Raw genomic sequence first — 26,983 nt, 5'->3', positions numbered from 1 at the left:
GAAATACAAATGCTGTTGCAAATACATCTCATATCCTTTAATCAAATGGGGGTACTGTTATACCCCCACAAGGAATTAAAGGTCAAATTTCACTTCATCTAATAGCTTAATTGCCGCTTCGTGGTTGGCTGCAATATCGTCTAGAGAAAGCTTGTCTGCTTTAAAGTCACCCCAAGATTCCACAAGCTCAGAACGCTTCACGCCTTCTTTAACTGGGTACTCGTAGTTAACTTCTGCGTACATTTGCTGCGCTTTGTCACCCGTTAGGAATTCCATTAGCTTCACAGCATTGTCTTTGTTTGGAGAGTACTTAGCCATCGCCATACCAGAGATATTCACGTGAGTGCCTGTAGTCTCTTGGTTAGGGAAGTTGATGTAAACTGCATCAGCCCAAGCTTTTTGCTCTTTGTCGTTAACCATTTTACCTAGGTAGTAGCTGTTACCTAGAGAAACATCACATAGGCCTTCTTTGATCGCTTTAACTTGTGCACGATCGTTGCCTTGTGGTTTGCGAGCAAGGTTTGCTTTCACGCCTTCTAACCACTCTTTGGTTTCTGCTTCGCCATTGTGAGCAATCATTGCTGAAACTAGAGAAACGTTGTACGGGTGCTTACCGCTACGAGTACAAATTTTACCTTTGAACTCTGGCTTAGCTAAGTCTGCGTAGTTGAAATCTGCGCCTAGTTTACCTACGCGATCACGTGATGAATAAACGCTACGAGAACGTAGAGTTAGAGCAAACCACTCATTCTCTTTATCTTGGTATTGAGCAGGTACGTTTTCTTCAATGATTTTGCTATCGACTTTCTGAACTAAACCTTTGTTTGTCAGTTCAGCTAGACGGCTGATGTCTGTCGTAAGAATAACGTCAGCAGGGCTGTACTCACCTTCTTGAGCTAGCTTTTCTGCTAAGCCTTTTTTAGCAAATTTTACGTTTACTTTGATACCAGTTTCTTTAGTGAACTCATTGAACATAGGTTCAACTAGGAAAGGTTGACGGTAAGAGTAGACGTTCACTTCTTCAGCAGCCATTGCTGTTGGAGCTAGAGTAGCGCAAGTTAGTGCTGAAAGAGTTAGCAGTTTTTTCATTGTTTAATCCTTTACCATGCTAATGATAACGTTTATCAGTTGCGTTATTATATGTATGTTCAATAAGAAGACAATGACGAATATTAAAAAACCTGCTCATCGGAGCAGGTTTTATTGTGTTAAGTGTGTAACCATTTATTACAAGCTAATGATTATTTCACCGTAACAAACTCTGGGTAAGCACCAACACCACAATCATGCATGTCCATACCTTCCATTTCTTCATCTTCTGTAACGCGAATCCCAACGGTCGCTTTCAAGATTGCCCACACAACTAGGCTAGCACCAAATACCCAAGCAAAGATAACTACGGCACCTAAAAGCTGTGCACCAAACGTTGCATCACCGTTGCTCAGTGGCACTACCATTAGGCCGAAGAAACCACACACACCGTGAACTGAGATAGCACCTACTGGATCGTCAATTTTAAGTTTATCTAGAGCAATGATACTGAATACTACTAGTGCACCCGACACCGCACCAATCGCAACCGCGTACAGTGGTGATGGCGATAGAGGGTCTGCAGTGATGGCAACCAAGCCAGCTAGCGCGCCATTGAGGATCATCGTTAAATCGGCTTTACCCCAAGTAGTTTTACAAACGAATAGCGCCGCAATTGCACCAGCAGCCGCTGCTGCGTTAGTGTTTAGAAAGATCTGACCTACCGCTGTAGCATTCTCAAAATCTGAAACCATCAACTGAGAACCACCGTTAAATCCAAACCAGCCAAACCAAAGGATAAAAGTACCCAACGTTGCCAAAGGCATGTTAGAACCTGGAATCGGATAGATTTCACCATTTTTACCGTACTTACCCTTACGCGCGCCAAGCAGTAACACACCAGCAAGAGCAGCAGAAGCACCTGCCATATGTACGATACCAGACCCCGCAAAGTCACTAAATCCAGCTTCTGCTAGGAAGCCTCCACCCCATGTCCAGTAACCTTCCATTGGATAGATAAACGCAGTTAAAATCGCAGAGAAAATCAAGAAAGACCAAAGCTTCATGCGCTCAGCTACCGCACCAGAAACGACGGACATGGCAGTTGCAACGAAGACAACTTGGAAGAAGAAGTCAGACTCTAAAGAGTGGTCGGCCCCTTCACCTTGAGTACCAATTAGCGTACCAAATGAAGGTAACCAGCCTCCTTCTCCATTATCGACATACATGATGTTATAACCGACAATCAGAAACATCGTGCATGCGATGGCGTACAAACAGATGTTCTTCGTAAGAATTTCTGTTGTGTTTTTAGAGCGCACAAGGCCAGCCTCTAGCATCGCAAAGCCTGCTGCCATCCACATTACCAACGCACCGGAAATGAGGAAGAAAAAGGTGTCAAGTGCGTAACGTAACTCGGTTACTGTTGTTGTTAATTCCATAATAAGTATCTCCAATCCTTTGAATTCTTAAAGTGCTTCTGCGTCCATTTCGCCAGTTCGGATACGCACCGCTTGGTTCAGATCGTAAACAAAAATTTTACCGTCGCCGATTTTTCCGGTTTGCGCAGCTTTTGTAATTGCTTCAACAACGCGATCTACATTGTCTGCGTGAGTCGCGATTTCAATTTTCACCTTTGGTAGAAAATCGACTTGATACTCTGCACCGCGGTACAATTCCGTGTGACCTTTTTGACGACCGAACCCTTTAACTTCTGATACTGTCATCCCTTCGATACCGACATCAGCCAATGCTTCTCGTACATCGTCTAATTTAAACGGCTTAATAATGGCATTGATTATTTTCATTGAGTTATCTCCGAAGCTTTCATCCTGAAACACTTCTTATAATCCAATCTACGTGCCAAGTTTTTAAGTTATTGAATAATAAAAACTAACCTCAATTTACATATCTATAAACAAAAAGGGCGCACCATATCGGTGCGCCCTTTTCACAAATTTAAAGCAACGGCAGAGAAGTTACCCAAAACTGTGCATTAAATGTTCAAAAAGTCTTTCCACTGTTCGATAAGTGCCATGAAATCCTCTATCCCACAACTTGCTGTACTTTCTGCATTGTAGAAGTCGAACTCACTTTCCATCTCGACATCATATTCATGGGCTAATGCGTTTTCTTGTACAAGAACTTCGTCGCCCTGAATCATCAAGCTAATTTCCGTGCCTGTTAGGTTATGCTCCTGAGAAGGCGCTAAAAATGACCGCTCAATTAGCTTTTCAACCTGTGCAATCTTCATCGGATCTTTGCCAATTTCTTCTTGCAACCAGCGCCCTACAATCTCATGTCCCATGCTACATTTTACGTAGTACTCGCCCATCAACGTGTTACGAATGAATTCAAATTCCACCGAGATTGCCTATTTCGTATCAATTTGGTGCGAGTATAGCGAATTGCTCCCATAAAAAAAGCACCTCATGTGAGGTGCTTTTGAATTGTGCATTTCTGATTATGCCGGTTCTTGGAAGATCACTTCGTCCGCTTTCTTGGTGTATTGATCCATTTTATGGAAGTTCAAGTAGCGGTACGTATCCGTTGCCGTAGCGTCGATTTGCTTCGCGTATTCTAGGTATTCTTCTTTGGTTGGAATCTTACCTAGAATTGCACCTACTGCAGCTAGCTCAGCTGACGATAGGTAAACATTCGCACCAGTACCCAGACGGTTCGGGAAGTTACGCGTTGAAGTCGACATTACTGTTGATTTATCTGCAACACGCGCTTGGTTACCCATACAAAGTGAACACCCTGGCGTTTCAATACGCACCCCTGCACGTCCGAAGATACCGTAGTAGCCTTCTTCAATCAGTTGGTCTTTATCCATCTTTGTTGGTGGCGCTACCCAAAGGCGCGTTGCTAACTGGCCATTGAACTTATCAAGCAATTTACCTGCTGCGCGGAAGTGACCGATGTTCGTCATACAAGAACCGATGAACACTTCATCAATCGCTGTGCCTTGTACTTCAGACAACAAACGAGCGTCATCTGGGTCATTCGGTGCACATAGTACTGGCTCATTGATTTCAGCCATATCGATTTCAATCACATGTGCGTATTCAGCGTCTTTATCTGCTTGCATCAGCTCAGGGTTTGCTAGCCACTCTTGCATTGCTGTAATGCGGCGCTCGATAGTACGGCGATCACCGTAGCCTTCAGAGATCATCCACTTCAGCATCACGATGTTAGAGTTTAAGTACTCTTCGATCGACTCTTGAGACAATTTCACAGTACAACCTGCCGCCGAACGCTCTGCAGATGCATCAGAAAGCTCAAATGCTTGCTCAACCGTTAGCGTTTCTAAGCCTTCAATCTCAAGGATACGGCCAGAAAATTCGTTGATCTTGCCCGCTTTCTCTACCGTTAGTAGACCTTGCTGAATCGCGTAGTAAGGGATGGCATGAACAAGATCACGCAGTGTAATACCCGGTTGCATTTCACCTTTAAAACGAACCAAGATTGACTCTGGCATGTCTAGCGGCATAACGCCTGTCGCAGCTGCAAAGGCAACCAAGCCCGAGCCTGCTGGGAATGAAATACCCAGAGGGAAACGAGTATGTGAGTCCCCACCCGTACCGACAGTATCCGGTAGTAGCATACGGTTTAGCCATGAGTGGATAATACCGTCACCAGGACGAAGAGATACACCACCGCGGTTCATAATAAAGTCCGGAAGTGTATGGTGAGTGTTAACGTCTACTGGTTTTGGATAAGCCGATGTGTGACAGAAAGACTGCATGACAAGATCAGCAGAGAAGCCGAGACACGCCAAGTCTTTAAGTTCATCACGAGTCATAGGGCCAGTAGTATCTTGCGAACCTACTGTCGTCATTTTCGGCTCACAGTAGGTTCCAGGACGGATGCCTTCTACGCCACATGCTTTACCAACCATTTTCTGTGCAAGCGTGTAGCCTTTACCAGAATCTGCGATTTCACCAGGTTTGCGGAATACGTCCGAAGGCTCAAGACCTAGCGATTGACGCGCTTTGTCTGTCAAACCACGACCGATGATCAATGGGATACGACCACCAGCACGAACTTCATCAATCAGTACTTCTGTTTTTAGCGAGAACTCAGCTAGAACCTCACCAGTTTCGTGGTTGCAAACTTTACCTTCATATGGGTAAACATCGATAACATCGCCCATGTTGAGCTTAGTTACGTCAACTTCGATTGGTAGTGCGCCAGCATCTTCCATTGTGTTAAAGAAGATAGGGGCAATTTTGCCACCAAGCACATACCCACCAGCTCGTTTGTTTGGAACGTAAGGGATATCATCACCCATAAACCAAAGCACTGAGTTGGTTGCAGATTTACGTGAAGAGCCAGTACCAACAACATCACCAACGTAAACCAATTGATGACCTTTGTCTTTTAACTCTTCAATTTGCTTGATCGGACCAATAGTACCCGGTTGATCAGGGTTTATTCCTTCACGCTCGTTTTTAAGCATCGCCAGTGCGTGTACTGGGATATCAGGACGAGACCAAGCGTCAGGTGCAGGTGAAAGGTCATCCGTGTTCGTTTCACCTGTTACTTTAAATACGGTTAGAGTGACTTTTTCTTCAAGCTTAGGCTTAGAAAGGAACCACTCAGCATCAGCCCATGATTGAAGTACTTTCTGTGCATGCGCATTGCCTGCTTTTGCTTTCTCTTCTACGTCATAGAAAGCATCAAACATTAGCAGCGTATGAGACAGCGCTTTTACTGCGATCTCTGCCAGTGCTTCATCATCCAATAGCTCAACTAGCGGTTCGATGTTGTAACCACCTTGCATAGTGCCTAGCAGTTCAGCCGCTTTTTCACGACTCACTAATGGTGATTTAACTTCACCTTTTGCTACTGCTGTTAGGAAACCCGCTTTTACATAAGCAGCTTCATCAACACCTGGAGGGATACGGTTTTCAAGTAGGTCAAGAATGACTTTTTCTTCACCTTGCGGGGGATTTTTCAGAAGTTCTACAAGTCCAGCAACTTGTTCTGCGTCTAGCGGTTTAGGAACAACTCCTTCAGCAGCACGCTCTTCGACGTGTTTACGGTAGGCTTCAAGCACGACTTTTTCCTCTCATTGCGGTTCCTCCTCTATTATTACTATTGTTAAAGTAAAGGAGTGAACATCCTTGGAAACTTGGCTCTCCATTGCCCTTGTTTTCATTCAATTATGATTGAGAAACAGCGCCGTAGAGGCCAAACTGTGGGCAAAATAATAGCAAATTTAACCTTAAATTAAAATCTTATCATTTTGACCAACATAGCAACTTACGACTAAAGTTCTGCTAATTTTGACCAAATATGCCAAGTTTTTGCTTTCTCATACCCGATTAATTAAACGATGTTCCTACGATCAAATACACAGCATCCAAATCTTGCTCGGTACGACCGTATGCCAACATTATTGGTCCTATTGGTGAGTCAACACCAAAGAAGATGGAGCCAGCATTGTAAAGCGGCGCTTCGTTTAGTTTCAGATCATTATCAGACCAAACACCGCCATATTCGACCGATGCGCCCAGGTAGACTGGAGCTTCAAACAATCCGAAATCATTATCAAACCACTTATATCGGTACACCAAACTGCTGAAAAATAAGTTCTGTCCGATCAGGCTATTTCTTGGGATTCCCGATAGGCTTAAGAAGCCGCCCAACTCTCTGGGATCAAGCGGTAAAGATGAGTTTTTACTCTCTACAAAACTATATTCAGCATGTCCGACTAAAGTATGACGCTGATGACTCACTGCACCTTTAAATCGTGCAGAGATTTCATAAACGGTATCTTCAATAATTTTGTCAGTTTCTAAAAGGCTAACGCCTTGAGGACTTTGATCATGAGACACTAAATATTCGAGATCGACTAAAAGCCCACGAGTCGGAAATGCGAAATCATCAAGTGTATCTAGGCGATAATTGGCAAACAGGCCACGACGTTCAAAATCCAATTTACCAGCAGAAGCCAAAGTAGAAAGCTCAATATCTCCGGTTGAGTAGCGAGCGCCAAATCGAAGTTCTTGCCACAATGTGGGTTGGATACCTATCGCTAACTCTGTTGTAAAATCATCGTAAGTGACCGGAAAAAAGTCATTTACTGACTCTAAATCTGGTGCTTGAGGCTCTGTTAAAGGTAAGTTTCGGCTCTCACTACCATAGGAAATTCGCCCCGATACAAAAAGTTCTTGGCTAGATAAAACAGGGGAATACAACTCAGCTTCAATCAGCTTATCCGTGCCCATTTCTACGTTGAACGCCAACTCCGCGCCATGAGAGTTTAAATTGGTAAAGTTGGTCGATATTCCTATGCCGTACTGGCTATCTGTATCGAAGTCATCTTCAAGAAAAAATCGGAAGTTGAGATAATTAGGCCCCCACGACTTCTCGTTAACATCAAAAACCAACAATGTCTCACCATCAACCTCTTCAAAGTGATAAGTGATGAGCTCGAACCGATCTAACGCGTAGAGGTTTTCAACGGCTTTCTCAATTTCGGCCGTTGAAATACGACGTCCGGTTTCTAATTCAATACGATTCGTCAACAACACATCGCTGTAGTGCGTGTTATTAACAATCACTATGTCATCAACCACACGCTGATCGCCATAAATCAAAGTTTTACGAACTTCTTGTTTGCGATCGATGTATTTTTGATAGTCCGCATTGGACAAGCGCAACCCTTTCAGCTTGTCTTTTAACTGCTTGGTAATATCGTACCCAGCTTGAAAAGCCCAAGGCATTTTGTCGAACTCGACAGTTTCCATGGTGCCCACATTGGGACGAATATAGATATCTTGAGGTTCAAGCTCGTCCACTTGCTGTTGTGTACTACGACGAACGAGATAGTTAGAGAGTTGGTCCGCGACAGTAAACAGCCCCGTAAATTCATCTTCGGTTTTGTAGTCGGTGCTAATATCGACGGCAATAACGACATCAGCCCCCATGGCGCGAGCCACATCGACAGGCATGTTATTGACGACACCGCCATCGACAAGCATATGGCCATTGAGCTTATAGGGAGGAAGCGCTCCTGGTACAGACATGCTAGCCATCATGGCGTCCACAAGGTAACCATTGCCCAGTACGACTTCTTCTAGGGCAAGAATATCTGTCGCAACAGAACGATAGGGAATGGCAAGATCATCAAAAGAATCGAATCGCCCTAAGTTCCCTGTAGTCTCACGCAATACTCGCAACATGTTCTGGCCTTGCACCACACCCGTTGGTGCTCGTACCTCACCGAACCTTAAGCCGAGATCGGTATTAATTTGATAGCGGTCTTCATACTCTTTGTCACGAACTCGACGTTGGCTACGGTCAACACGATCTCGATAACCGCTGCCCCAATCGACGGTGTAGATAAAACTCTCAATTTCATCAGCACTCATCCCCGTGGCATAGAGCCCACCCACATAGGCGCCCATACTGGTACCGGTCACAATATCGACAGGGATCTGCATTTCTTCCAATGCTTTTAAAACCCCAATGTGTGCCGCCCCTTTCGCTCCGCCACCAGCGAGCACAACCGCCACCTTTGGTCGAGGTTCCAAGTCATCCGTTTTTGTTAGAGAGTTTGCGAGGGAAACAGAAGGAGTGATCATCAAAAAGGTACTAACCCAAAGCGCAAAGTTGCGAACCGATGGGCTTGATAACAGCTTTTTGAACATTCACTTCTTCCTTTATTGAATATCTGATCAAGTAGGGCGTGCTAGCAGTACTGTACTAACACGCCCTAATATGTACTAAGAATTAATCAGATAAACAAGCTAATGTTGTTGATTTGGCGATGCTACCAATCAAATATGCTATTTAACCAGTTTGATTTCTTCTCACACTGTTGCTTTATCTGACCGGTTTTATCCCAAACCGGCAGTTTGTAATCACTACGGCAGTTCATTTCTAAACCTCCATCAGATGTAGGCTTGAACCCTAATGTGGTGATTTCTCTTGGCCATGGGAGCTCTAAGCGCTCAGGAATACGCTGCTTCAAGTACTCTGCGTACACTCGTAATGCACCACTCGACCCCGTTAGATTCACGGGTTTATTATCGTCGCGGCCTAGCCAAATTGTCGTCACCTCACGACCATCAACACCGACAAACCAACTATCGCGGTTGTCATTACTGGTACCCGTTTTTCCTGCCAATGCAGCCCAACCAAACTGGCTTTGTAAGAAGCGGCCAGTGCCTTGAGCAACCCCTTGTTTCATCGCGTAGGTCGTTAGCCATGCAGCTTGTTCATCCACGGCTCTTGATGAACGAGGCAAGGATTGATACAGCACATTACCTTCCATATCCATGACTGAGCGCAGAGCGGTCAGTTTTGCACGCTTACCTGAATTCGTCAGAGTCTGATACATCTGTGCGACTTCGAATGGCGTCAAAGAAAACGAACCCAAAAACATCGAAGGCACTGGGCGAATTTCGTCTTTGTTCACGCCCAAACGCTCTAAAGTATTGGAGACTTCAGGAATGCCAAGTGCCATACCTAAGCGCACGGTTGGTACGTTAAGTGATTTCGCTAAAGCAATGTAAAGTGGCACATCACCACGATATTTTCTATCGTAGTTGCGCGGCGTCCACACGTTACCTTTACTGCTCTTCAGACTTAACGGCGTGTCGTGTAGCGTCGTGCCTAGGTTGTATTTATCCGGTTGTTCTAGAGCCGTTAAGTAAATCGCTGGTTTCACTAAAGAACCAATTGGACGACTGGCATTGAGCGCGCGGTTAAAGCCTTCATAACCGACACGTTTACCACCAACCATCGCACGGATTTCACCACTATGGCGATCAACGGCCACAGCAGCGGCTTCTAACTCTTTACCACCCCGTTTAGCTAGTTCTGGGATCTTTTTCGCGATAGCTTGTTCCATTTTGCTTTGCGATACTGGGTCCAGAGACGTAAACACGCGCAGTCCGGTCTCTGCTTTAAATCGCTCCCCAACTTTTTCTTTTAATTCAATGCTCAATTGTTGGAAATAAGCTGGCTGACGGCTCGCAATACGTGGCTTGCTTTGCGTATCGAGTGGACGACTTACAGCTTGTTCATACTGCTCTGAAGTCAACATGTTTTGCTGCATTAACAGGCGCAGAACGAGATCACGACGCTCTTTCGTTCTCTCAGGGTAACGAATTGGGTTGTAGTAAGACGGTCCTTTTACCATCCCAACTAACATCGCCAATTGATCGATTCGCAACTCCTGAATTGGCTGCCCAAAATAGTAACGCGACGCCAAGCCAAACCCGTGGATCGCTTCACCTCCACTTTGACCTAGGTACACTTCGTTTAGGTAGGCTTCTAAGATACGATCTTTGCTGTAACGGTAATCCAAAATTAGCGCGATATACGCTTCTCGAACTTTACGCCACAGTGTTTTATCACGAGTCAAAAACAGGTTTTTTGCCAATTGCTGAGTCAGCGTACTACCACCTTGAACAGTACGACCCGCCTTAATGTTCGCAACCAATGCACGTGCAATCGCGAGCGGTGACACCCCGTCATGTTGATAAAAATCCCGGTCTTCGGTCGCAAGCAGTGCATCCACCAAAATTTCAGGGAACTGATCACGACGTAAGAAAAGGCGCTGTTCATCACGGTCTTTCTCCAGCATGCCCAACATCTTCGGTTCTAGGCGCAAGTAACCAAGGTCTCCTCGAGATTCTAAAGACTGAATACGTTGCAAGCCGGAATCAGAGAAATGCAGCATAATGTGACGATCCGGCTCGGGACCATCGGCAAACTCGAATGGACGACGAATCAATTCAATCCGAGTGGAAGAAGAGGAATATTCGCCTGGGTAACGAGGTTGACTCACTTTACGGTAATTCAAAACATCTAGCTCGTTGCGCAGTTCTTGGATGGTGATATTCTCACCAGGGCTTAGATTCAAGATACGGGCATAAACCACCGTTGGCAGCTCAAACAGCTGGCCTTCAAAGCGTTCTTTCACCACACTATCTAAGTAAATCCCAACAAACAGCAAAACAGCGGCAAGTGCAACGCCAGCTTTCCAGCTAAACGACCACAGAACTTTCAACCACGAACGTTTCTCGTTAGTCGGCTTTTTACTCGGCGTACGTCGAGTCTGTTTTGCGGTTCCTTTATTGGTTGTACTTTTCTTCGCTGGCGCTTTTTTCGCGCTAGGCTTCTTGCTGTCAGTCATTATTCAATTGTCTTTTTGTTTTCGTTGTTGCTACATGATTGGCAGGATCATCTGGCCAAACGTGTTTTGGGTAGCGCCCTTTCATCTCTTTTTGAACGTCTTTGTAGCTTCCGTTCCAGAAAGCCGCCAAGTCCGACGTTACTTGCAATGGACGTTGTGCCGGTGAAAGCAGTTCAAGCACCAAACGCTTGCGGCCAAGAGCCACCGTTGGGGAACCACTCTCCCCAAATACTTCTTGCATAGGCACCGATAATATCGGCTCGTGGCCATATTGGTAACGGATACGCTTCTTTGAACCTGTGGGTAGTTGGTAATGCTCAGGTAACCATTCATCCAGTTGTTGATTGAGTGGCCAACCTAATAGAGCATTAAGCGCTTCGACCAAGTTTATCTTGCTCAGGTCTTTAACCGAGCTGACAGACGTCATGTATGGTTCTAACCACTCCTCTAATGAATCCAGCAAACTGGCTTCATCAAACACTGGCCATGACTGCTCAGGTAACCATTCCACCGCACAACGAATCCGAGCCAACAAGCTCTCCGCTGCCGGTGTCCAGTTTAGACTCTGTAAGCCCTGGCGGCGGACATACGTGAGTAAAGCTTGTGTCATTTTTTCTTTGCCCGGGCTTGGCAACGGCTCGCGTTCAACGACCAGCAGACCGAGTTTTGTTTGTCGCTCAGCTATTAGACGGCCTCTTTTTTCATCCCAGTCCACTACTTCTTCAGACGAAAATAGCGTATCAAAGGTCGTTCGCAATATATTGACATCCAATTCACATGCCGAATGAATTTGACTTGAATTAGAATGAGAACGCATTAAGTCAACGGCAACCAAATACTCACAGCCACCTAGCATGTCTTCCTGATGACATTCTGCACCATGACCATTAGCCAAAGTAAATCGCCCAAATTGATTTGTGCGCTGCTGCGCAATGCGATCTGGAAATGCCAAACTTAACACCAGCGGTAATGCATCTTCATCCACGCCTTTCAGGTCAAATACCGTATCCAATTTGTACGCCAGAGATTGAGCACGCTTGAACAACATCGACTTTTTTGGATGAGTACCAACAAGCCAACGATGCAAGCTATGAGCGATATTGGTAACATTTCTCTCTGGCTCTTCAATCAGTGCGACCGCCGCCAAAGCAGCATTTAACATCTTATCACTGTAAGATTGCGCTTTAATTAGCATCGCAGCCGCACGAGGCTCAACGCCTAGTTCATGCGCCTGTTTTCCTTCGGACGTTAATTGCCCTTTTTCCGTCAGTAGTCCCAATGACACCAATAGCTGCTTCGCTTGTTCCAATGACGCATTAGCGGGAACATCAAGCCACTTTAGATCGTGGATATCACTCGCTCCCCAAAAGGCAAGCTCCATAACTAAACTAGCTAAATCGGAATGCAAAATTTCGGGTTGGGGAACCAGCGGTTGCTGCTTGAACTGGTTTTCAGAATAAAGACGAACACAAATGCCCTCTTCTATTCGTCCCGCTCGTCCTGCACGCTGAATCGCTGAAGACTGTGCAATGCGTGTTTGCTCTAAGCGTGTTAAACCGTTTTTCAAATCAAAGCGGGCAATACGCTCTAACCCAGAATCAACGACGAGGCGAATGCCTTCAATCGTTAGTGAAGTTTCTGCAATGTTGGTCGCTAGAACGACTTTACGCTTACCTTGTTCTGCTGGCGTAATCGCTTTTTGTTGATCTGCAAAACTCAGTTGACCATAAAGTGGGCATATGTCGATATCATCCGCTAAATGAGACAACCGCTCTTCAACTTGTTTTATGGCACCAACACCCGGCAGGAAAGCCAACAAAGATCCGGACTCTTTGTTCATAAGACTTTCTATTGTTTTTGCCATACTCGTAGGTAAATGCTCGTTCACACCTAACGGCTGGTAGCGCATTGCCACATCAAAGCTGCGCCCTTCAGATTCAATGTAACTGGCTTCCGGCAACAACGATTGTAATGCTTGTTGGTCAAGCGTTGCCGACATTACCACCAGCTTGAGATCGTCTCGCAATGCCTCTTGAACTTCTAAACTGAATGCCAAAGCGGTATCGGCATGAATGCTGCGTTCATGAAACTCATCAAAGATCAGTAGATCAACCCCATCCAGTTCAGGGTCAGTTTGGATCATCCTGGTCATGATCCCTTCGGTCACGATCTCCAGCTGCGTTGCAGAACTTACCTTTGCCTCGCCACGAACTCGATAACCCACGCGTTGACCAACTTGTTCTCCCAATTGCTCAGCAAGATAACGGGCAATGTTACGCGCAGCGAGTCGTCTTGGCTCAAGCATGATGATTTTTCCAGCAACCGAATGATTTAAGAGTAACTGCAAAGGGAAGTAAGTCGACTTACCGGCACCAGGCGCCGCTTTTAAGATCACTTGATGTTGATTTTTGACCGCCGTCAGCAACTCAGGCATCACGGCTTCAATCGGCAATTGTGACAAAGAAAATACCTTATGGTGTAATGGTGGCAACATTGTACATAAAAAATTTTTTGTCTAAATAAGCAAATGCATTTCACACCCGCTTTAGAGTCCGCCACTCTACTCAAACGTTATAAACGCTTTCTTGCCGATATCGAGCTCGATACTGGTGAAATCCGTACAATCCACTGCGCAAATACAGGTGCAATGACGGGTTGTGCAACGCCCGGAAACAAGGTTTGGTTTTCTACTTCCGACAACCCGAAACGAAAATACCCCAATAGTTGGGAGTTGAGTGAAACCGAACAAGGCCACCGTATTTGTATCAATACCGCGCGCGCCAATCAATTAGCCGTAGAGGCTATTGAAAATAACGTCATTTCAGAGCTTTGTGGTTATGACACACTTCAAACTGAGGTGAAATACGGCAATGAAAATAGCCGAATTGATATCTTGCTCAGCGCAGACGACAAGCCAAAGTGCTATATAGAAGTGAAAAGCGTCACTCTTCTTGATGAGACCGACTCTACTGGACAAGGATACTTCCCAGATGCGGTCACGACTCGGGGACAAAAACACCTGAGAGAGCTCACAGAAATGGCACAAAATGGAAGTAGAGCCATACTTTTATTCACTGTTTTACATTCAGGTATTGAAAAAGTATCCGCGGCGCACCATATAGACGCGAAATATTCACTATTACTCAAACAAGCACAAGACGCTGGAGTGGAAGTTCTCTGCTACAAAGCTGAACTGAGCGATACTGGAATGAAGCTGATTTCCGCTATTGATTTTATCAATTAAGAGAAAAAATGATGTCGTCTTCACATTGACGATAACTTTGCGATTCAGTATTTGCTTGCACCGCCTCTTTTTGCTATAGATACCCGCCTTAAATTGACTGCGTAGCAGTTGACTAGGTGTAAGTAGGAGATGCTGTATGCCAGAATCAAAGAAGAAAACGATAGGCATCCTAGCCATTGCCGGCGTGGAGCCATATCAGGAAAAACCTGGTGAAGAGTACATGTCACCAGAGCAGGTTGAACACTTTACGAAAATCTTAACAGCTTGGCGCGACCAGCTAAGAGCTGAAGTGGATCGTACTGTTCACCACATGCAGGACGAAGCAGCAAACTTCCCAGATCCAGTTGACCGCGCCTCTCAAGAGGAAGAGTTCAGCCTAGAACTGCGTAACCGTGACCGCGAACGCCGTTTGATCAAGAAGATTGAAAAGACTTTGGATAAAATCAAAGAAGACGATTTTGGCTTCTGTGAGTCTTGTGGCGTAGAGATTGGCGTTCGCCGTCTTGAAGCACGTCCAACCGCTGACCTTTGTATTGACTGTAAAACACTTGCAGAAATCAAAGAGAAGCAAATGCAAGGTTAATCACCCAGCATTATGATTGTTGAAGGGAGCTCAGGCTCCCTTTTTGTTTTGGCTATCTTCGCACCCTATTTGTTTACTAAATTCGAGATACACGCATGACACGCTATGTAGGTCGATTCGCCCCATCTCCTTCTGGTCCACTGCATTTTGGTTCACTGATTGCCGCTCTTGGCAGTTATTTTCAAGCGAAAGCACAAAACGGAGCTTGGTTAGTACGTATTGAGGACTTAGACCCACCAAGAGAAATGCCAGGTGCAGCGCAACTTATCCTAGAGGCACTCAAGGCCTATCAGCTGCATTGGGATGGAGAAGTGGTATACCAGAGCGAACGTCACGACCTTTACCAAGCTCAAATAAACAAATGGCTCGAAAATGGAGAAGCCTATTATTGCCAATGTACTCGTAAGCAAATTAAAGAGCATGGCGGTTTTTATCCTGGCACTTGCCGCGATAAAAACTTGAAAGACGGCGCGATTCGCCTAAAAATGACCAAGCCTGTCGCTCATTTCCTCGACCAAAAGCGGGGAACCATTACTATTCCAGAGCAGCTCGTTAATGAAGATTTCATTATTAAACGTCGAGATGGATTATTTGCTTATAATCTTGCGGTAGTATTGGACGACATCGACCAAGGCGTCACAGAAGTCGTGCGAGGTGCAGACTTAATCGAGCCGACAGGGCGTCAAATTAGCCTGTACCAAATACTTGGTCAGCCTGAAGTTAGCTACTTGCATTTACCATTGGCGATGGACAACAACGGCAATAAATTGTCGAAACAAAATCACGCGACGGCTATTGATATAGATACACCAAAACCTACTCTATTGCGCGCCATGACATTTTTAGGTTTCGAGATACCTGAAACCGTAAGGGCGGCCAACATAGAAGATATTCTTCGTTGGGGCTGCGAAAACTGGCGCTTGGAACAGCTTCCAGCAGAGATCGAGATCACACCGTGATTCTCAAATGGCATTGTGTAGGCTATCATTAGCCGCAAATTAGGCCCTAGAGGCGTATAAAACTAACCAAAGCAAGATTGGATTAAACCCAGTTATTGCCAGATGCACATGAATACAAACGACTATACACCAAGCGAACCTGCCACAATTCCAGAGCTCGCTCTCAATGTAATAACTCGTGAAGAGCACAACATTTCGCGTAAGCAGATCAGTGATAATGCGCTGAAGGTACTGTACCGCCTAAATGGTGCTGGTTTCGATGCTTTTCTTGTGGGTGGCGGGGTTCGAGACTTACTGCTTGGACAAAAACCAAAAGATTTTGACATTGCGACCAACGCAACGCCGGAACAGATCAAACAGCTATTTCGTAACTGCCGTTTGATTGGTCGCCGCTTCCGCTTGGCTCATATTATGTTTGGCCGAGACATCATTGAGGTTGCGACATTCCGTGGTCACCACCAAGAGCAAAAGAATAAGAGCATTTCTCAGCAATCAAAAGAGGGTATGCTGCTGCGTGACAACGTCTACGGCACCATCGATGAAGATGCTGAGCGCCGTGATTTCACGATTAACTCGATGTACTACAACATCGCAGATTACTCGATTCACGACTACGCACGTGGTATTGAAGATTTAGAAGATCGCCTAATTCGACTGATTGGTGATCCAGAAACACGCTACCGTGAAGACCCTGTGCGCATGCTGCGTGCGGTTCGTTTCGCGGTAAAACTAGACTTTGATATTGAAGAAGACACCGCAGCGCCAATCGAACACATGGCACCGTTGCTCGGTGACATTCCGTCAGCGCGTCTTTTTGAAGAGTCACTCAAATTATTGCAATCCGGTCATGGCTTAGAAACCTACCACCTACTGCGTGAGTACAACCTATTCCAGCAACTATTCCCGACGATTGCAGCGCACTTTACAGAAGATTACTCCTCTCACACTGAGCAGATGTTGGATCTTGTCCTAGATTCTACCGACATGCGCATCGAAGATGGGAAACGCATCAATCCAGCATTTATGTTTGCTGCAATGCTGTGGTACCCACTGTGTGCGAAAGCCGATGAACTGATGGAAGAGCGCAACTTAGGCCATTACGACGCCATTATGGAAGCGAGCAACATCATTCTTGACGAGCAAGTTCGCACAATTGCCATTCCAAGACGCCACACCGCAACCATTCGCGAGATTTGGCAGTTACAGCTTCGTCTTCCACGACGTAACGGTAAACGTGCATTCCGTCTTATGGAGCTCAATAAATTTAGAGCTGGCTTTGATTTTCTTGAAATGCGCGGTGAAATTGAAGGTGGTGACACTCAGAAGCTTGCCAAGTGGTGGGAAACTTTTCAAAATGCAGGCCGAGAAATGCGTCAAGCAATGGCTGCCGACTTAGACGGTCAATCACCGAAAACAGGCCAGCGCCGCCGTAAAACTTATCGCAAGAAAAAGAGTAAGCCCAAATCATGATTACAGCGTACATTGCGGTAGGCAGTAACTTGGCTGATCCTGTCAGCCAAGCGAAGCAAGCGATTGAAGCATTAAAAACGCTGCCTAAATCAGAGTTTGTTCAAGCTTCTTCGCTATACAGCAGCACGCCAATGGGGCCACAAAACCAACCGGATTACATCAATGCGGTTGTGTCTATTAACACCAGTTTGACGCCTATTGAATTGCTCAATTGCACACAAGCTATAGAGCAAGAACAAGGGCGTGTCCGTAAAGACGAACGCTGGGGACCAAGAACCTTGGACCTCGACATTGTGCTTTATGGCAATGAGGTGATTAATTCCGAGAGGCTGATCGTTCCTCATTATGGAATGAAAGAACGTGAATTCGTACTCTACCCTCTTGCGGAAATTGCACCAAGTTTACAACTCCCTGATGGGACCGAGGTCTCTGAACTACTGGAACAAGTAGATAGAAACGGCCTCAGTATCTGGCAGTCATAGCCAACTCCTAGTAAGGATAAAACCATGAAAAAAATGACCATCAACGACCTAATCAAGTGGAAGCAAGAAGGTCGTAAATTTGCTACTTCAACCGCTTATGATGCGAGCTTTGCCCAACTGTTTGAAAGCCAAGAAATGCCAGTACTTCTTGTTGGTGATTCTCTAGGTATGGTTTTGCAAGGTCACAACGATACTCTGCCAGTAACGGTCGATGATATCGCTTACCATACTCGTTGCGTACGCGCTGGTAGCCCAAATTGTTTGTTGATGGCAGACATGCCATTCATGAGCTACACCACGCCAGAGCAAGCTTGCGAAAATGCGGCTAAACTGATGCGTGCTGGTGCCAATATGGTAAAAATTGAAGGTGGTGACTGGCTTGTCGACACGGTGAAAATGCTCACTGAACGATCAGTTCCAGTTTGTGCTCATCTTGGTTTAACTCCTCAAGCTGTTAATATTTTTGGTGGTTACAAAATCCAAGGTCGCGATCAAGAAAAAGCAGACCGCATGGTAAAAGACGCATTAGCGCTACAAGAAGCAGGCGCTCAAATCGTCTTACTAGAATGCGTACCAGCTGAGCTTGCTGAACGTATTACGCAAGTGCTTGACGTTCCTGTTATCGGTATTGGTGCTGGTAACGTAACAGATGGTCAAATTCTCGTAATGCATGATATGTTTGGTATTTCTGCCAACTACATGCCGAAATTCTCCAAAAACTTTCTTGCTGAAACAGGTGATATGCGCAAAGCCGTTACTAAATACATTGAAGATGTAGCCAACGGTGTATTCCCAGACGACGCTCATACCATTGCCTAGAGGATAAATGCATGCAAACTTTTGCGGAAATCTCAGCAGTTCGTGAACACCTTAAAACCTTTAAACGTGAAGGTCGTAAAGTGGCGTTTGTCCCTACCATGGGCAACCTTCACGAAGGCCACTTAACCTTAGTGCGTAAAGCACGCGAATACGCTGATATCGTTGTCGTAAGCATCTTTGTTAATCCGATGCAGTTTGATCGTGCAGACGATTTAAATAATTACCCGCGTACGCTAGAGGAAGACTTAAGCAAGTTAACCTCTGAAGGGGTCGATGTGGTATTTACGCCAACACCAGAAGTTATCTACCCAGAAGGTCTGGATAAGCAAACCTTCGTTGATGTCCCTGGCCTATCAACAATTCTCGAAGGCACGTCTCGACCAGGTCATTTCCGTGGCGTGACGACGATTGTGAATAAGCTGTTTAACATCGTACAACCGGATGTCGCGTGCTTCGGCGAGAAGGACTTCCAACAACTTGCTGTTATCCGCAAGATGGTTGATGACCTAGCAATGGACATTGAAATCATCGGAGTACCAACCGTACGTGAAATGGACGGTTTAGCAATGAGTTCACGCAATGGCTTGCTTACGCTGGACGAGCGTCAACGTGCTCCTGTACTTGCTCGTACAATGCGTTGGATCAGTAGTGCCATTCGCGGTGGCCGCGATGACTACGCATCGATCATCGAAGATGCAAGCGACCAACTTCGAGCTGCAGGTCTGCACCCTGATGAGATCTTCATTCGTGATGCTCGTACATTACAAGTGATCACACCAGAAACGACACAAGCTGTCATTCTGATGTCTGCGTTCCTAGGCAAAGCTCGTCTTATCGATAACCAAACGGTAGATATGGTTGTCGAAGCGAAGGAAGAAGCTGAATCTAACAATACAAACTCAGAGAGCGCAGAGTAAGCTCTGAGTCATAAAAGTAAAAAGGTCGACTCTTAGTCGACCTTTTTTATACTCTACGTATAGACGCAATCTAACCCTTCAGGGCGAGTTTTAAACCGCTTGTGCAGCCACATCCACGCTGGAATATCACGTTTTATCATTTTCTCAAGCTCTTGGTTCAAGATGCTTGCCGCTTTAACCGCATTACGTCTCTCGAAACGCTCGCTAATGTCTTTTCCAATGTACAGCGTGTAATGGTGATTTTTACTCACTGTAACGCCAGATATAACCGCGCACTTTGTTGCATCAATGAGAACACTAGACCCGACGGTACTCGCCGCTTGTTCAACAGCAAAAAACGGCGCAAAAACAGAATGGCTAACGCCATAATCATGGTCGGGCAAATACCAAAGTCGATGACCATTCTTCAGAACTTTGAGCATTGATTTCACGTCTTTTCGATCAATCATTTGATGTCCAAAACGAGTTCGACCTCGATGTTGAATAAACTCATAAGCAGGATTCGAATTTGGGCGATAAACGCCATAACCTTGGGCAAACTGGCTAAAAATACGAGCGGTTATCTCCAAGTTTAAATGGTGACTGCACACCACCAACACACCACGTCCATTCTTTTCCTCAGCGAGTAAACGATCTTTTCCAACAATAGAGGTTATCCGACGTATCCGCCAATCTGGCCAAAACCAAGCGATACCGGTTTCGATGATCGCCATTCCAGTATATTGAAAGTTTTTTCGTACTACGTCCTTACATTGCCAATCCGTAAAATCAGGGAAACACAGCTGGAGATTACGCAGAGCGATCTTGTGTCGGCGCTTCATTACATGCATCGCAATACAGCCGATGCTTCTACCTAAGATTCGCAATACTACGTATGGCAGTACATTAACAAGAATCGCTAAAGATCCAAATGCCAACCATACAGACCAATATTTGGGCTTAAGTAACTGATAGGAGAAAGGCGGCGGCGGGACAATATTCATAGGATCACTCATTTATTACAAATGATTGAAACCTACCATGATAAAAACCGAAAAATTGTATGGGTATGTATTGTTATGCACGCGAAAGAGCAGCGTGAATCGCCGCTCTTTGCTTTATGAGAATGGCTTAGCTTCTTAGCCCAATCCCTTTGGTTACTAGATAATGCGCAATGGCATACAGTGCAACAACAAACACTGCAAGTACACTAAATGAAGTGACAATGCCCACATCCGAGACACCTAAAAAGCCGTAGCGGAACGCATTCACCATGTAGACGATTGGGTTGATCTTAGAAACGCCTTGCCAAAATTCAGGCAGCAGACTGATCGAATAAAAGACTCCTCCCAAGTAAGTTAAAGGAGTCAATACAAACGTAGGGATGATCGAAATATCATCAAACGTTTTTGCGTAAACCGCATTGATCAAGCCACCGAGAGCAAATACAACCGACGTCATGAAGACAGTCGCGACAATAATGCCCCAGTGCTCCACTTGCAAATCAACGAACAAAAGTGACACACAAGTAACAATTGCACCGACCAACAAACCTCGAGTCACGCCGCCCATCACATAGCCAGCAATAATCACATAGTTTGGTACCGGTGCCACCAGCAGTTCTTCAATATTCTTCTGTAGCTTTGCACTAAAGAATGACGACGCCACGTTCGAGTATGAGTTAGTGATCACCGACATCATGATCAAACCTGGAACAATGTACTCCATGTAACTAAAGCCGCTCATCTCACCAATTCGAGAGCCAATAAGATTGCCGAAAATGATGAAGTACAACGTCATCGTAATGGCTGGCGGCACTAAGGTTTGCACCCAAATACGTGTAAAACGAGTGACTTCTTTGCTCAGCAAGCTGCGAAATGCCGTCCAATATAAACCGTACATTTAATTACTCCCCTCTCTTACAATGCTGACAAACAACTCTTCAAGTCGGTTGGCTTTGTTACGCATTGAGAGAACTTTAATGCCATGCTCTGTTAACTGACTGAATACCGAATTCAATCCTTGGCTTTTATCTAGTTCTATCTCTAAAGAGCCATCAACAATACTTTGTCGATTAACACCTTCAAGCTCAGGCACCTCGACTTCTGACTCAATATCCAAGATAAATGTCTCGACGCTTAGCTTACCTAGTAACGCCTTCATGGTGGTATTTTCAATCAGCTCACCACGATTAATAATGCCGATATTTCGACACAGCATCTCCGCTTCTTCTAGGTAGTGTGTCGTTAAAATAATCGTAATTCCTTGCTCTTGGTTGATCTCTTTCAGAAACCCCCACATTGAGCGGCGTAGTTCAATATCCACTCCAGCCGTTGGTTCATCTAAAATGAGTAATTGCGGCTCGTGCATCAAAGCTCTTGCGATCATTAAACGACGCTTCATCCCACCGGATAGGTTACGAGCACGCTCTTGGCGTTTTTCCCATAAATCCAATTTTTTCAGGTATTTTTCTGCTCTTTCTTTGGCTAACACTTTAGACACACCGTAATAGCCAGCTTGCTGCATCACAATTTGCTCAACGGTTTCAAACTGGTTGAAGTTGAACTCTTGTGGCACCAAGCCTAAATTCTGCTTGGCCAATTCGAGGTCGGTATCAATGTCATAACCGAAAACTTTCGTCGTTCCGGAGGTTTTATTCACTAAGGAGGAGATGATGCCAATCGTGGTCGATTTTCCTGCACCATTGGGACCCAGAAGCGCGTAGAAGTCACCCTTTTTCACTTGGAGACTTATACCTTTTAACGCCTCAAAGCCACCTGCATACGTCTTGCGCAGTTGTTCAATTTCTAATGCGTACATAAGGTCTTGATTGCCGTTTGTTTGTGATTACTAATACCGACTCATATTTAGCAGCGGTTTACTACAAAATCGCCTTGGGTATCGTATTGGAGGTCCATCAGTTTATCGTTGAATAACGATGATTACAAATAAACCTTTCGATAATATTGGAAATATAACCCTTACCTCGTAAAGGTTATCTCTGAGTAAGACAAAATAGAGCATAAAAAAACGCAACAGGACACTGTTGCGTTTTTAACTGTCAGAATGATTACGCCGTTATGCGCTGATACTGGTCTGCCTCAACATGTGCCACCGCCGCATTCAATGCTTCGTAACGGAATTGGTACATATTTTCATCAGGCACAAGGTCAATCACATGGAATTTCTCTAGCTGTTCTCGTGTTCGCTCATTCGGGCATAATAAATACACGGCACAATTGGCATCGAGAGCATCCTTAATCGCATTCTCTAACGCCAAACCGACGGTCACATCAATCATTGGTACATCCGTAAGATCGAGAATCATCACGTCATAGTCCGAAATACTAGAGTGCTGACGTGAAATGGCTTTAGAAACACTAAAGATCATCGGACCGGAAAGATAAAAGAACAGCACTTTACCATTAGCACGATCCAACAAACCACGCTCGCTGTCAGTCAGCGGCACATCATCTTCATCCGCGTCGCTGATCGCTTTTACTTGTCGCGCCTGCTCTCGGCTCAAACGCTCGATGATGATAATGTTCGAGATAAAGACGCCTAAACCCACCGCAACGATAAGATCAACGAATACTGTAAGCAACATAACGCCATACATCACCGCCATTCCGGAAAAGCTTACCTTATGTGCCCTCTGAATAAAGCTCCAGTCTAGGATGTTAAAGCCAACATACACCGCAATGCCTGCTAACACAGCCATCGGGATTGGCTCTGTTAACCCGCCAGCAACCAGTACAACCAACGCCAACATTAGTGCACGAATCACACCAGATAATGGCGAACGAGCCCCAACTTGGATATTCGTTACCGTCCCCATGGTAGCCCCCGCCCCCGGCAGCGCACCAAACAAGCCTGAGATCATGTTAGCTAACCCTTGACCTCGCAGCTCTTTATCTGAGTCGTGTTCTTTACGAGTTAATGAGTCACCGATAACCGCCGTTAACAAAGTATCAATACAACCTAATGTGCCTAGCACTAATGCATCAATGACCATCTCGACAAACATATCTGTGTCAATATAAGGGGCGACGAGAGAAGGTAACCCAGCAGGAATTTCACCGATACGACGAATATCTTCTGTATCAAAGAGAATCACAGACAATAAAGTCACCGCGACCAATGCCACGAGCTGTGCAGGAACGTATTTACGATATTGCTTAGGGAAGAAAAAAAGAATCCCCAAAGTCAGTAGTCCCAAAAACAACTCACTGAACTTAAGGTTAGAAATGGTCTCCGGCAAAGCAGATAACGTTCCGAGTACTCCCCCTGAAGGCGCAGCATGCCCCATCAAAGGCGATAACTGTAGAATGATAAGAATCACACCAATGCCAGACATAAACCCGGAAATAACGCTGTAAGGCATCAAGGTAACGTATTTACCCAGTTTTAACGTCCCCAATAGGATTTGGAACGCGCCAGCCATCATGACAACCGTGAAAGTCATAGCCATGCCCGTTTCTGGGTATTTCGCCATCATACTGGTTAATACTGCGGTCATGATTACCGTCATTGGCCCTGTCGGTTCTGATATTAACGTATTAGAACCACCAAATAACGAGGCAAACAAACCGACCATTATTGCCCCCCAAAGGCCGGCCTCAGCACCGGCTCCGGATGCAACACCAAACGCTAACGCCAGAGGGAGAGAGATAATCGCTGTGGTTACCCCGCCAAATACATCCCCTTTGAAATTGATATCTTCAAAACGACTACCGAACACTGCTGATTTTCCCTGCATTCAATTTTAAAAAGTAAAATATCACTACTTTAACGAGCTAGGCGAAAATTTAAACCATAAATAGATTAAGGCTAAATTCACACCACAAATAGTTTCACCAGATTTTACTTTTTTCTTAATGAAAACTAGTCAGATGAGTCCTATCTGACGAATATTTAACGAGATCGAAATTGTAACATTGTGTATAGTTACAACACTGATCGCTTGCATGTGCACACAAACAGCGGCAGCGATTTTGTCTTTTAAGGGAAGTAGTTTGCAAAATGCCGGAAATAAAACAGTTATTTGAAAACAATTCGAAATGGTCTCAAGAGATCAAATCTGATCGACCTGAATACTTCGCAAAACTCGCTGAGGGGCAAAAGCCTGATTTTCTTTGGATTGGCTGCTCTGATAGCCGCGTTCCTGCCGAGCGACTAACCGGGCTATACTCAGGTGAACTCTTTGTTCATCGGAATGTTGCAAACCAAGTTATCCATACTGATCTCAACTGTCTATCGGTCGTCCAGTACGCTGTAGACGTTCTTAAGGTTAAACACATCATTGTCTGTGGACACTATGGATGTGGTGGCGTAAACGCAGCCATTGATAACCCTAAGCTAGGTCTTATTAATAATTGGCTGTTACATATCAGAGATATCTATTTCAAACACCGCACTTACCTAGATCAAATGCCGCAACAAGATCGAGCGGATAAACTAGGCGAGCTTAATGTTGCAGAGCAAGTGTACAACTTGGGTAACTCAACCATCCTGCAAAACGCTTGGGAGCGTGGGCAAGATGTTGAAATTCATGGTGTGGTATACGGAATTGAAGATGGTCGCTTAGAGTACTTAGGCATTCGTTCTAACTCTAAGGAAACCGTAGAAGCGTCTTACCAGAAAGCTCTTTCGACGATTCTAAATACAGATAACAAGCTGCTTTGTCGCTAAGTCATATCTAAAAGTTGAACAAAAAACGCCCATCTTAGATGGGCGTTTTTTTTATATTTTTAATGCTGCTCTCAATGATTATTCTTGAGGTACAACTTTACCGATGTATGGTAAGTGGCGGTATTTCTGCGCGTAATCAATACCCACCCCAACGACAAACTCATCTGGGATTTCGAAACCAATCCAATCCACAGGAACATTCACTTCACGACGAGATGGTTTATCTAGGAGCGTACAAATCGCGATAGACTTCGGCTCACGTAGCGAAAGAATCTCACGGATTTTATTTAGTGTGTTACCAGTGTCAATGATGTCTTCAACAAGCAGAATATCTTTACCTTTGATGTCATCATCCAAATCTTTCAAGATACGAACGTCACGTGAGCTTTCCATCGTATTGCCGTAGCTTGACGCAGTCATAAAATCAACTTGGTGAGTCAGTTCGATAGCACGTGCCAAGTCTGCCATAAATACAAATGAGCCTCGCAATAAGCCTACCAACACAAGATCTTCACTACCTTGATAACGCTCTGTAATTTGTTTGCCTAATTCACGAACTCGCTCCTGAACTTCTTGCTCAGAAATCATGACTTCTATTGTATGTTTCATACTGTGCTCAATCTAAATTTGTGGGTTGAGGTAAGTCGCACGCAAACGATCACCTAATCTTACGGCGTGTAGTGTATCACCACGTTCATTGGGTTGAAAGTCGCATCCTGTTGCCAAAAAATCTTGGAAGAAGGTCTTAGTTTTATAAAGTTCATAGCTAAATTTATCAATAATAATGACATTACTGTATATAAATTGTTCTACAGATGTTGACCTTGTGCATATGCACCATTACACTCATCACTGCTTTAAGCAACTATTAAAATAATCAATTAGGGGGGTTACCCCCAATATCAACTCAAATGGCAAGGAAAATGGATATGGACTCAATTGCAAAGAGACCTAGAACTAGGCTTTCTCCAATTAAGCGTAAGCAACAGTTAATGGAAATCGCATTGGAAGTATTTGCGCGCCGCGGCATCGGTCGTGGTGGTCACGCAGATATCGCAGAAATTGCTCAAGTTTCTGTAGCGACTGTTTTTAACTACTTCCCTACACGCGAAGACTTGGTGGATGAAGTTCTCAATCACGTCGTACGTCAGTTCTCAAACTTCCTATCGGATAACATAGACCTAGACTTACATGCACGTGAAAACATCGCCAATATTACTAATGCGATGATCGAGCTTGTCAGCCAAGACTGTCACTGGCTAAAAGTATGGTTCGAGTGGAGTGCTTCAACACGTGATGAAGTATGGCCATTGTTTGTTTCAACTAACCGTACTAACCAGTTGCTGGTACAAAACATGTTCATTAAAGCAATTGAACGCGGTGAGGTGTGTGACCAGCACGATTCAGAACACTTGGCAAACCTGTTCCACGGTATTTGTTACTCACTGTTTGTCCAAGCGAACCGCGCTAAAGGTGAAGCGGAACTGAAACATCTAGTGAATTCATACTTAGATATGCTTTGCATTTACAACCGTGAACACTAAAGCTTAACTAGTAATATATGTCAGCCCACCGTTTGGTGGGCTTTTTATTGTCTGCTGTCAGCTAAGCACACATTTATATTCCTATGTAACAAGCATAAAAAAACCGCTGC

General features: G+C 44.9%; 22 protein-coding genes. 9 read left to right on the top strand and 13 right to left on the bottom strand.

The features are described from left to right. Positions 1-75: 75 nt before the first annotated feature. From R7O03_RS10540 to hrpB, 8 genes are all read right to left on the bottom strand, one after another. Positions 76-1,089, bottom strand: a complete 1,014-nt coding sequence (locus R7O03_RS10540) for a Fe(3+) ABC transporter substrate-binding protein (RefSeq protein WP_005386566.1) — start codon at positions 1,087-1,089, stop codon at positions 76-78. A gap of 152 nt (positions 1,090-1,241) precedes the next feature. Next, positions 1,242-2,471 (bottom strand): ammonium transporter, encoded by a 1,230-nt coding sequence (locus tag R7O03_RS10535; protein WP_005386568.1) that lies wholly within the window; start codon positions 2,469-2,471, stop codon positions 1,242-1,244. 27 nt (positions 2,472-2,498) lie between these two features. Then, positions 2,499-2,837, bottom strand: a complete 339-nt coding sequence (locus R7O03_RS10530) for a P-II family nitrogen regulator (RefSeq protein WP_005386570.1) — start codon at positions 2,835-2,837, stop codon at positions 2,499-2,501. 188 nt (positions 2,838-3,025) lie between these two features. Then, positions 3,026-3,394, bottom strand: coding sequence for a YacL family protein (locus R7O03_RS10525; protein ID WP_054579081.1), 369 nt, complete (start codon positions 3,392-3,394; stop codon positions 3,026-3,028). 99 nt (positions 3,395-3,493) lie between these two features. After that, positions 3,494-6,091 carry a bifunctional aconitate hydratase 2/2-methylisocitrate dehydratase gene (gene acnB / locus R7O03_RS10520; RefSeq protein ID WP_047102649.1) on the bottom strand — a complete coding sequence of 866 codons (2,598 nt, stop codon included), beginning with the start codon at positions 6,089-6,091 and terminating at the stop codon, positions 3,494-3,496. Positions 6,092-6,359: 268 nt separating this feature from the next. Then, complete coding sequence (locus R7O03_RS10515) at positions 6,360-8,690, bottom strand: patatin-like phospholipase family protein (protein ID WP_005380018.1); 2,331 nt, start codon at positions 8,688-8,690, stop codon at positions 6,360-6,362. A 122-nt stretch (positions 8,691-8,812) separates the two neighbouring features. Beyond that, on the bottom strand, positions 8,813-11,185 hold the full coding sequence (gene mrcB, locus R7O03_RS10510) for a penicillin-binding protein 1B (RefSeq protein WP_005380020.1): 2,373 nt from the start codon (positions 11,183-11,185) through the stop codon (positions 8,813-8,815). Beyond that, positions 11,178-13,646 (bottom strand): ATP-dependent helicase HrpB, encoded by a 2,469-nt coding sequence (hrpB, locus tag R7O03_RS10505; protein ID WP_318131701.1) that lies wholly within the window; start codon positions 13,644-13,646, stop codon positions 11,178-11,180. Before hrpB ends, mrcB begins: the two co-directional genes overlap by 8 nt. Before the next feature lie 66 nt (positions 13,647-13,712). Between hrpB and sfsA the strand changes: the two genes are divergently transcribed. The 7 genes from sfsA (at position 13,713) to panC (ending at position 19,659) form a co-directional block, all read left to right on the top strand. Continuing rightward, positions 13,713-14,429 carry a DNA/RNA nuclease SfsA gene (gene sfsA, locus R7O03_RS10500; RefSeq protein ID WP_017635909.1) on the top strand — a complete coding sequence of 239 codons (717 nt, stop codon included), beginning with the start codon at positions 13,713-13,715 and terminating at the stop codon, positions 14,427-14,429. Positions 14,430-14,565: 136 nt separating this feature from the next. Beyond that, complete coding sequence (gene dksA / locus R7O03_RS10495; RefSeq protein ID WP_005386584.1) at positions 14,566-15,012, top strand: RNA polymerase-binding protein DksA; 447 nt, start codon at positions 14,566-14,568, stop codon at positions 15,010-15,012. 95 nt (positions 15,013-15,107) lie between these two features. Beyond that, positions 15,108-15,971, top strand: coding sequence for a tRNA glutamyl-Q(34) synthetase GluQRS (gene gluQRS, locus R7O03_RS10490; protein WP_005386586.1), 864 nt, complete (start codon positions 15,108-15,110; stop codon positions 15,969-15,971). 102 nt (positions 15,972-16,073) lie between these two features. Then, the gene (gene pcnB / locus R7O03_RS10485; RefSeq protein WP_005386589.1) at positions 16,074-17,441 is read left to right on the top strand and encodes a polynucleotide adenylyltransferase PcnB; all 1,368 of its coding nucleotides are present in this window, start codon (positions 16,074-16,076) and stop codon (positions 17,439-17,441) included. Continuing rightward, positions 17,438-17,923, top strand: coding sequence for a 2-amino-4-hydroxy-6-hydroxymethyldihydropteridine diphosphokinase (gene folK / locus R7O03_RS10480; protein WP_017635910.1), 486 nt, complete (start codon positions 17,438-17,440; stop codon positions 17,921-17,923). Before pcnB ends, folK begins: the two co-directional genes overlap by 4 nt. A gap of 24 nt (positions 17,924-17,947) precedes the next feature. Then, the gene (gene panB / locus R7O03_RS10475; RefSeq protein WP_005386592.1) at positions 17,948-18,742 is read left to right on the top strand and encodes a 3-methyl-2-oxobutanoate hydroxymethyltransferase; all 795 of its coding nucleotides are present in this window, start codon (positions 17,948-17,950) and stop codon (positions 18,740-18,742) included. Positions 18,743-18,753: 11 nt separating this feature from the next. Further along, on the top strand, positions 18,754-19,659 hold the full coding sequence (panC, locus tag R7O03_RS10470; RefSeq protein ID WP_318131700.1) for a pantoate--beta-alanine ligase: 906 nt from the start codon (positions 18,754-18,756) through the stop codon (positions 19,657-19,659). 53 nt (positions 19,660-19,712) lie between these two features. Here the strand turns inward: panC and R7O03_RS10465 are convergent, their stop codons facing one another. From R7O03_RS10465 to R7O03_RS10450, 4 genes are all read right to left on the bottom strand, one after another. Beyond that, the gene (locus R7O03_RS10465) at positions 19,713-20,642 is read right to left on the bottom strand and encodes a Kdo(2)-lipid IV(A) acyltransferase (protein ID WP_053304122.1); all 930 of its coding nucleotides are present in this window, start codon (positions 20,640-20,642) and stop codon (positions 19,713-19,715) included. A 127-nt stretch (positions 20,643-20,769) separates the two neighbouring features. After that, positions 20,770-21,540: an ABC transporter permease gene (locus tag R7O03_RS10460; RefSeq protein WP_005386598.1), complete on the bottom strand. Its 771-nt coding sequence runs from the start codon at positions 21,538-21,540 to the stop codon at positions 20,770-20,772. Beyond that, positions 21,541-22,458, bottom strand: coding sequence for an ABC transporter ATP-binding protein (locus R7O03_RS10455; protein WP_005380000.1), 918 nt, complete (start codon positions 22,456-22,458; stop codon positions 21,541-21,543). It lies immediately after the preceding gene. Positions 22,459-22,708: 250 nt separating this feature from the next. Beyond that, positions 22,709-24,379 (bottom strand): SulP family inorganic anion transporter, encoded by a 1,671-nt coding sequence (locus tag R7O03_RS10450; RefSeq protein WP_005379997.1) that lies wholly within the window; start codon positions 24,377-24,379, stop codon positions 22,709-22,711. A 281-nt stretch (positions 24,380-24,660) separates the two neighbouring features. Here R7O03_RS10450 and can point away from each other — a divergent pair, with 281 nt between their 5' ends. Continuing rightward, positions 24,661-25,329, top strand: coding sequence for a carbonate dehydratase (gene can / locus R7O03_RS10445; protein WP_005379996.1), 669 nt, complete (start codon positions 24,661-24,663; stop codon positions 25,327-25,329). Positions 25,330-25,407: 78 nt separating this feature from the next. Here the strand turns inward: can and hpt are convergent, their stop codons facing one another. Further along, on the bottom strand, positions 25,408-25,938 hold the full coding sequence (gene hpt, locus R7O03_RS10440; RefSeq protein ID WP_005379995.1) for a hypoxanthine phosphoribosyltransferase: 531 nt from the start codon (positions 25,936-25,938) through the stop codon (positions 25,408-25,410). Positions 25,939-26,258: 320 nt separating this feature from the next. Between hpt and opaR the strand changes: the two genes are divergently transcribed. Beyond that, a complete protein-coding gene (opaR, locus tag R7O03_RS10435; RefSeq protein WP_005379994.1) occupies positions 26,259-26,873 on the top strand; it encodes a transcriptional regulator OpaR in 615 nt (204 codons plus the stop codon). Positions 26,874-26,983: the final 110 nt, after the last annotated feature.

The sequence above is a fragment of the Vibrio sp. Vb2960 genome, assembly GCF_033337665.1.
Lineage (GTDB): Bacteria > Pseudomonadota > Gammaproteobacteria > Enterobacterales > Vibrionaceae > Vibrio > Vibrio alginolyticus.
Note: the sequence above shows the minus strand (reverse complement) of the source record. Positions and strands in the feature narration are given on the sequence as shown.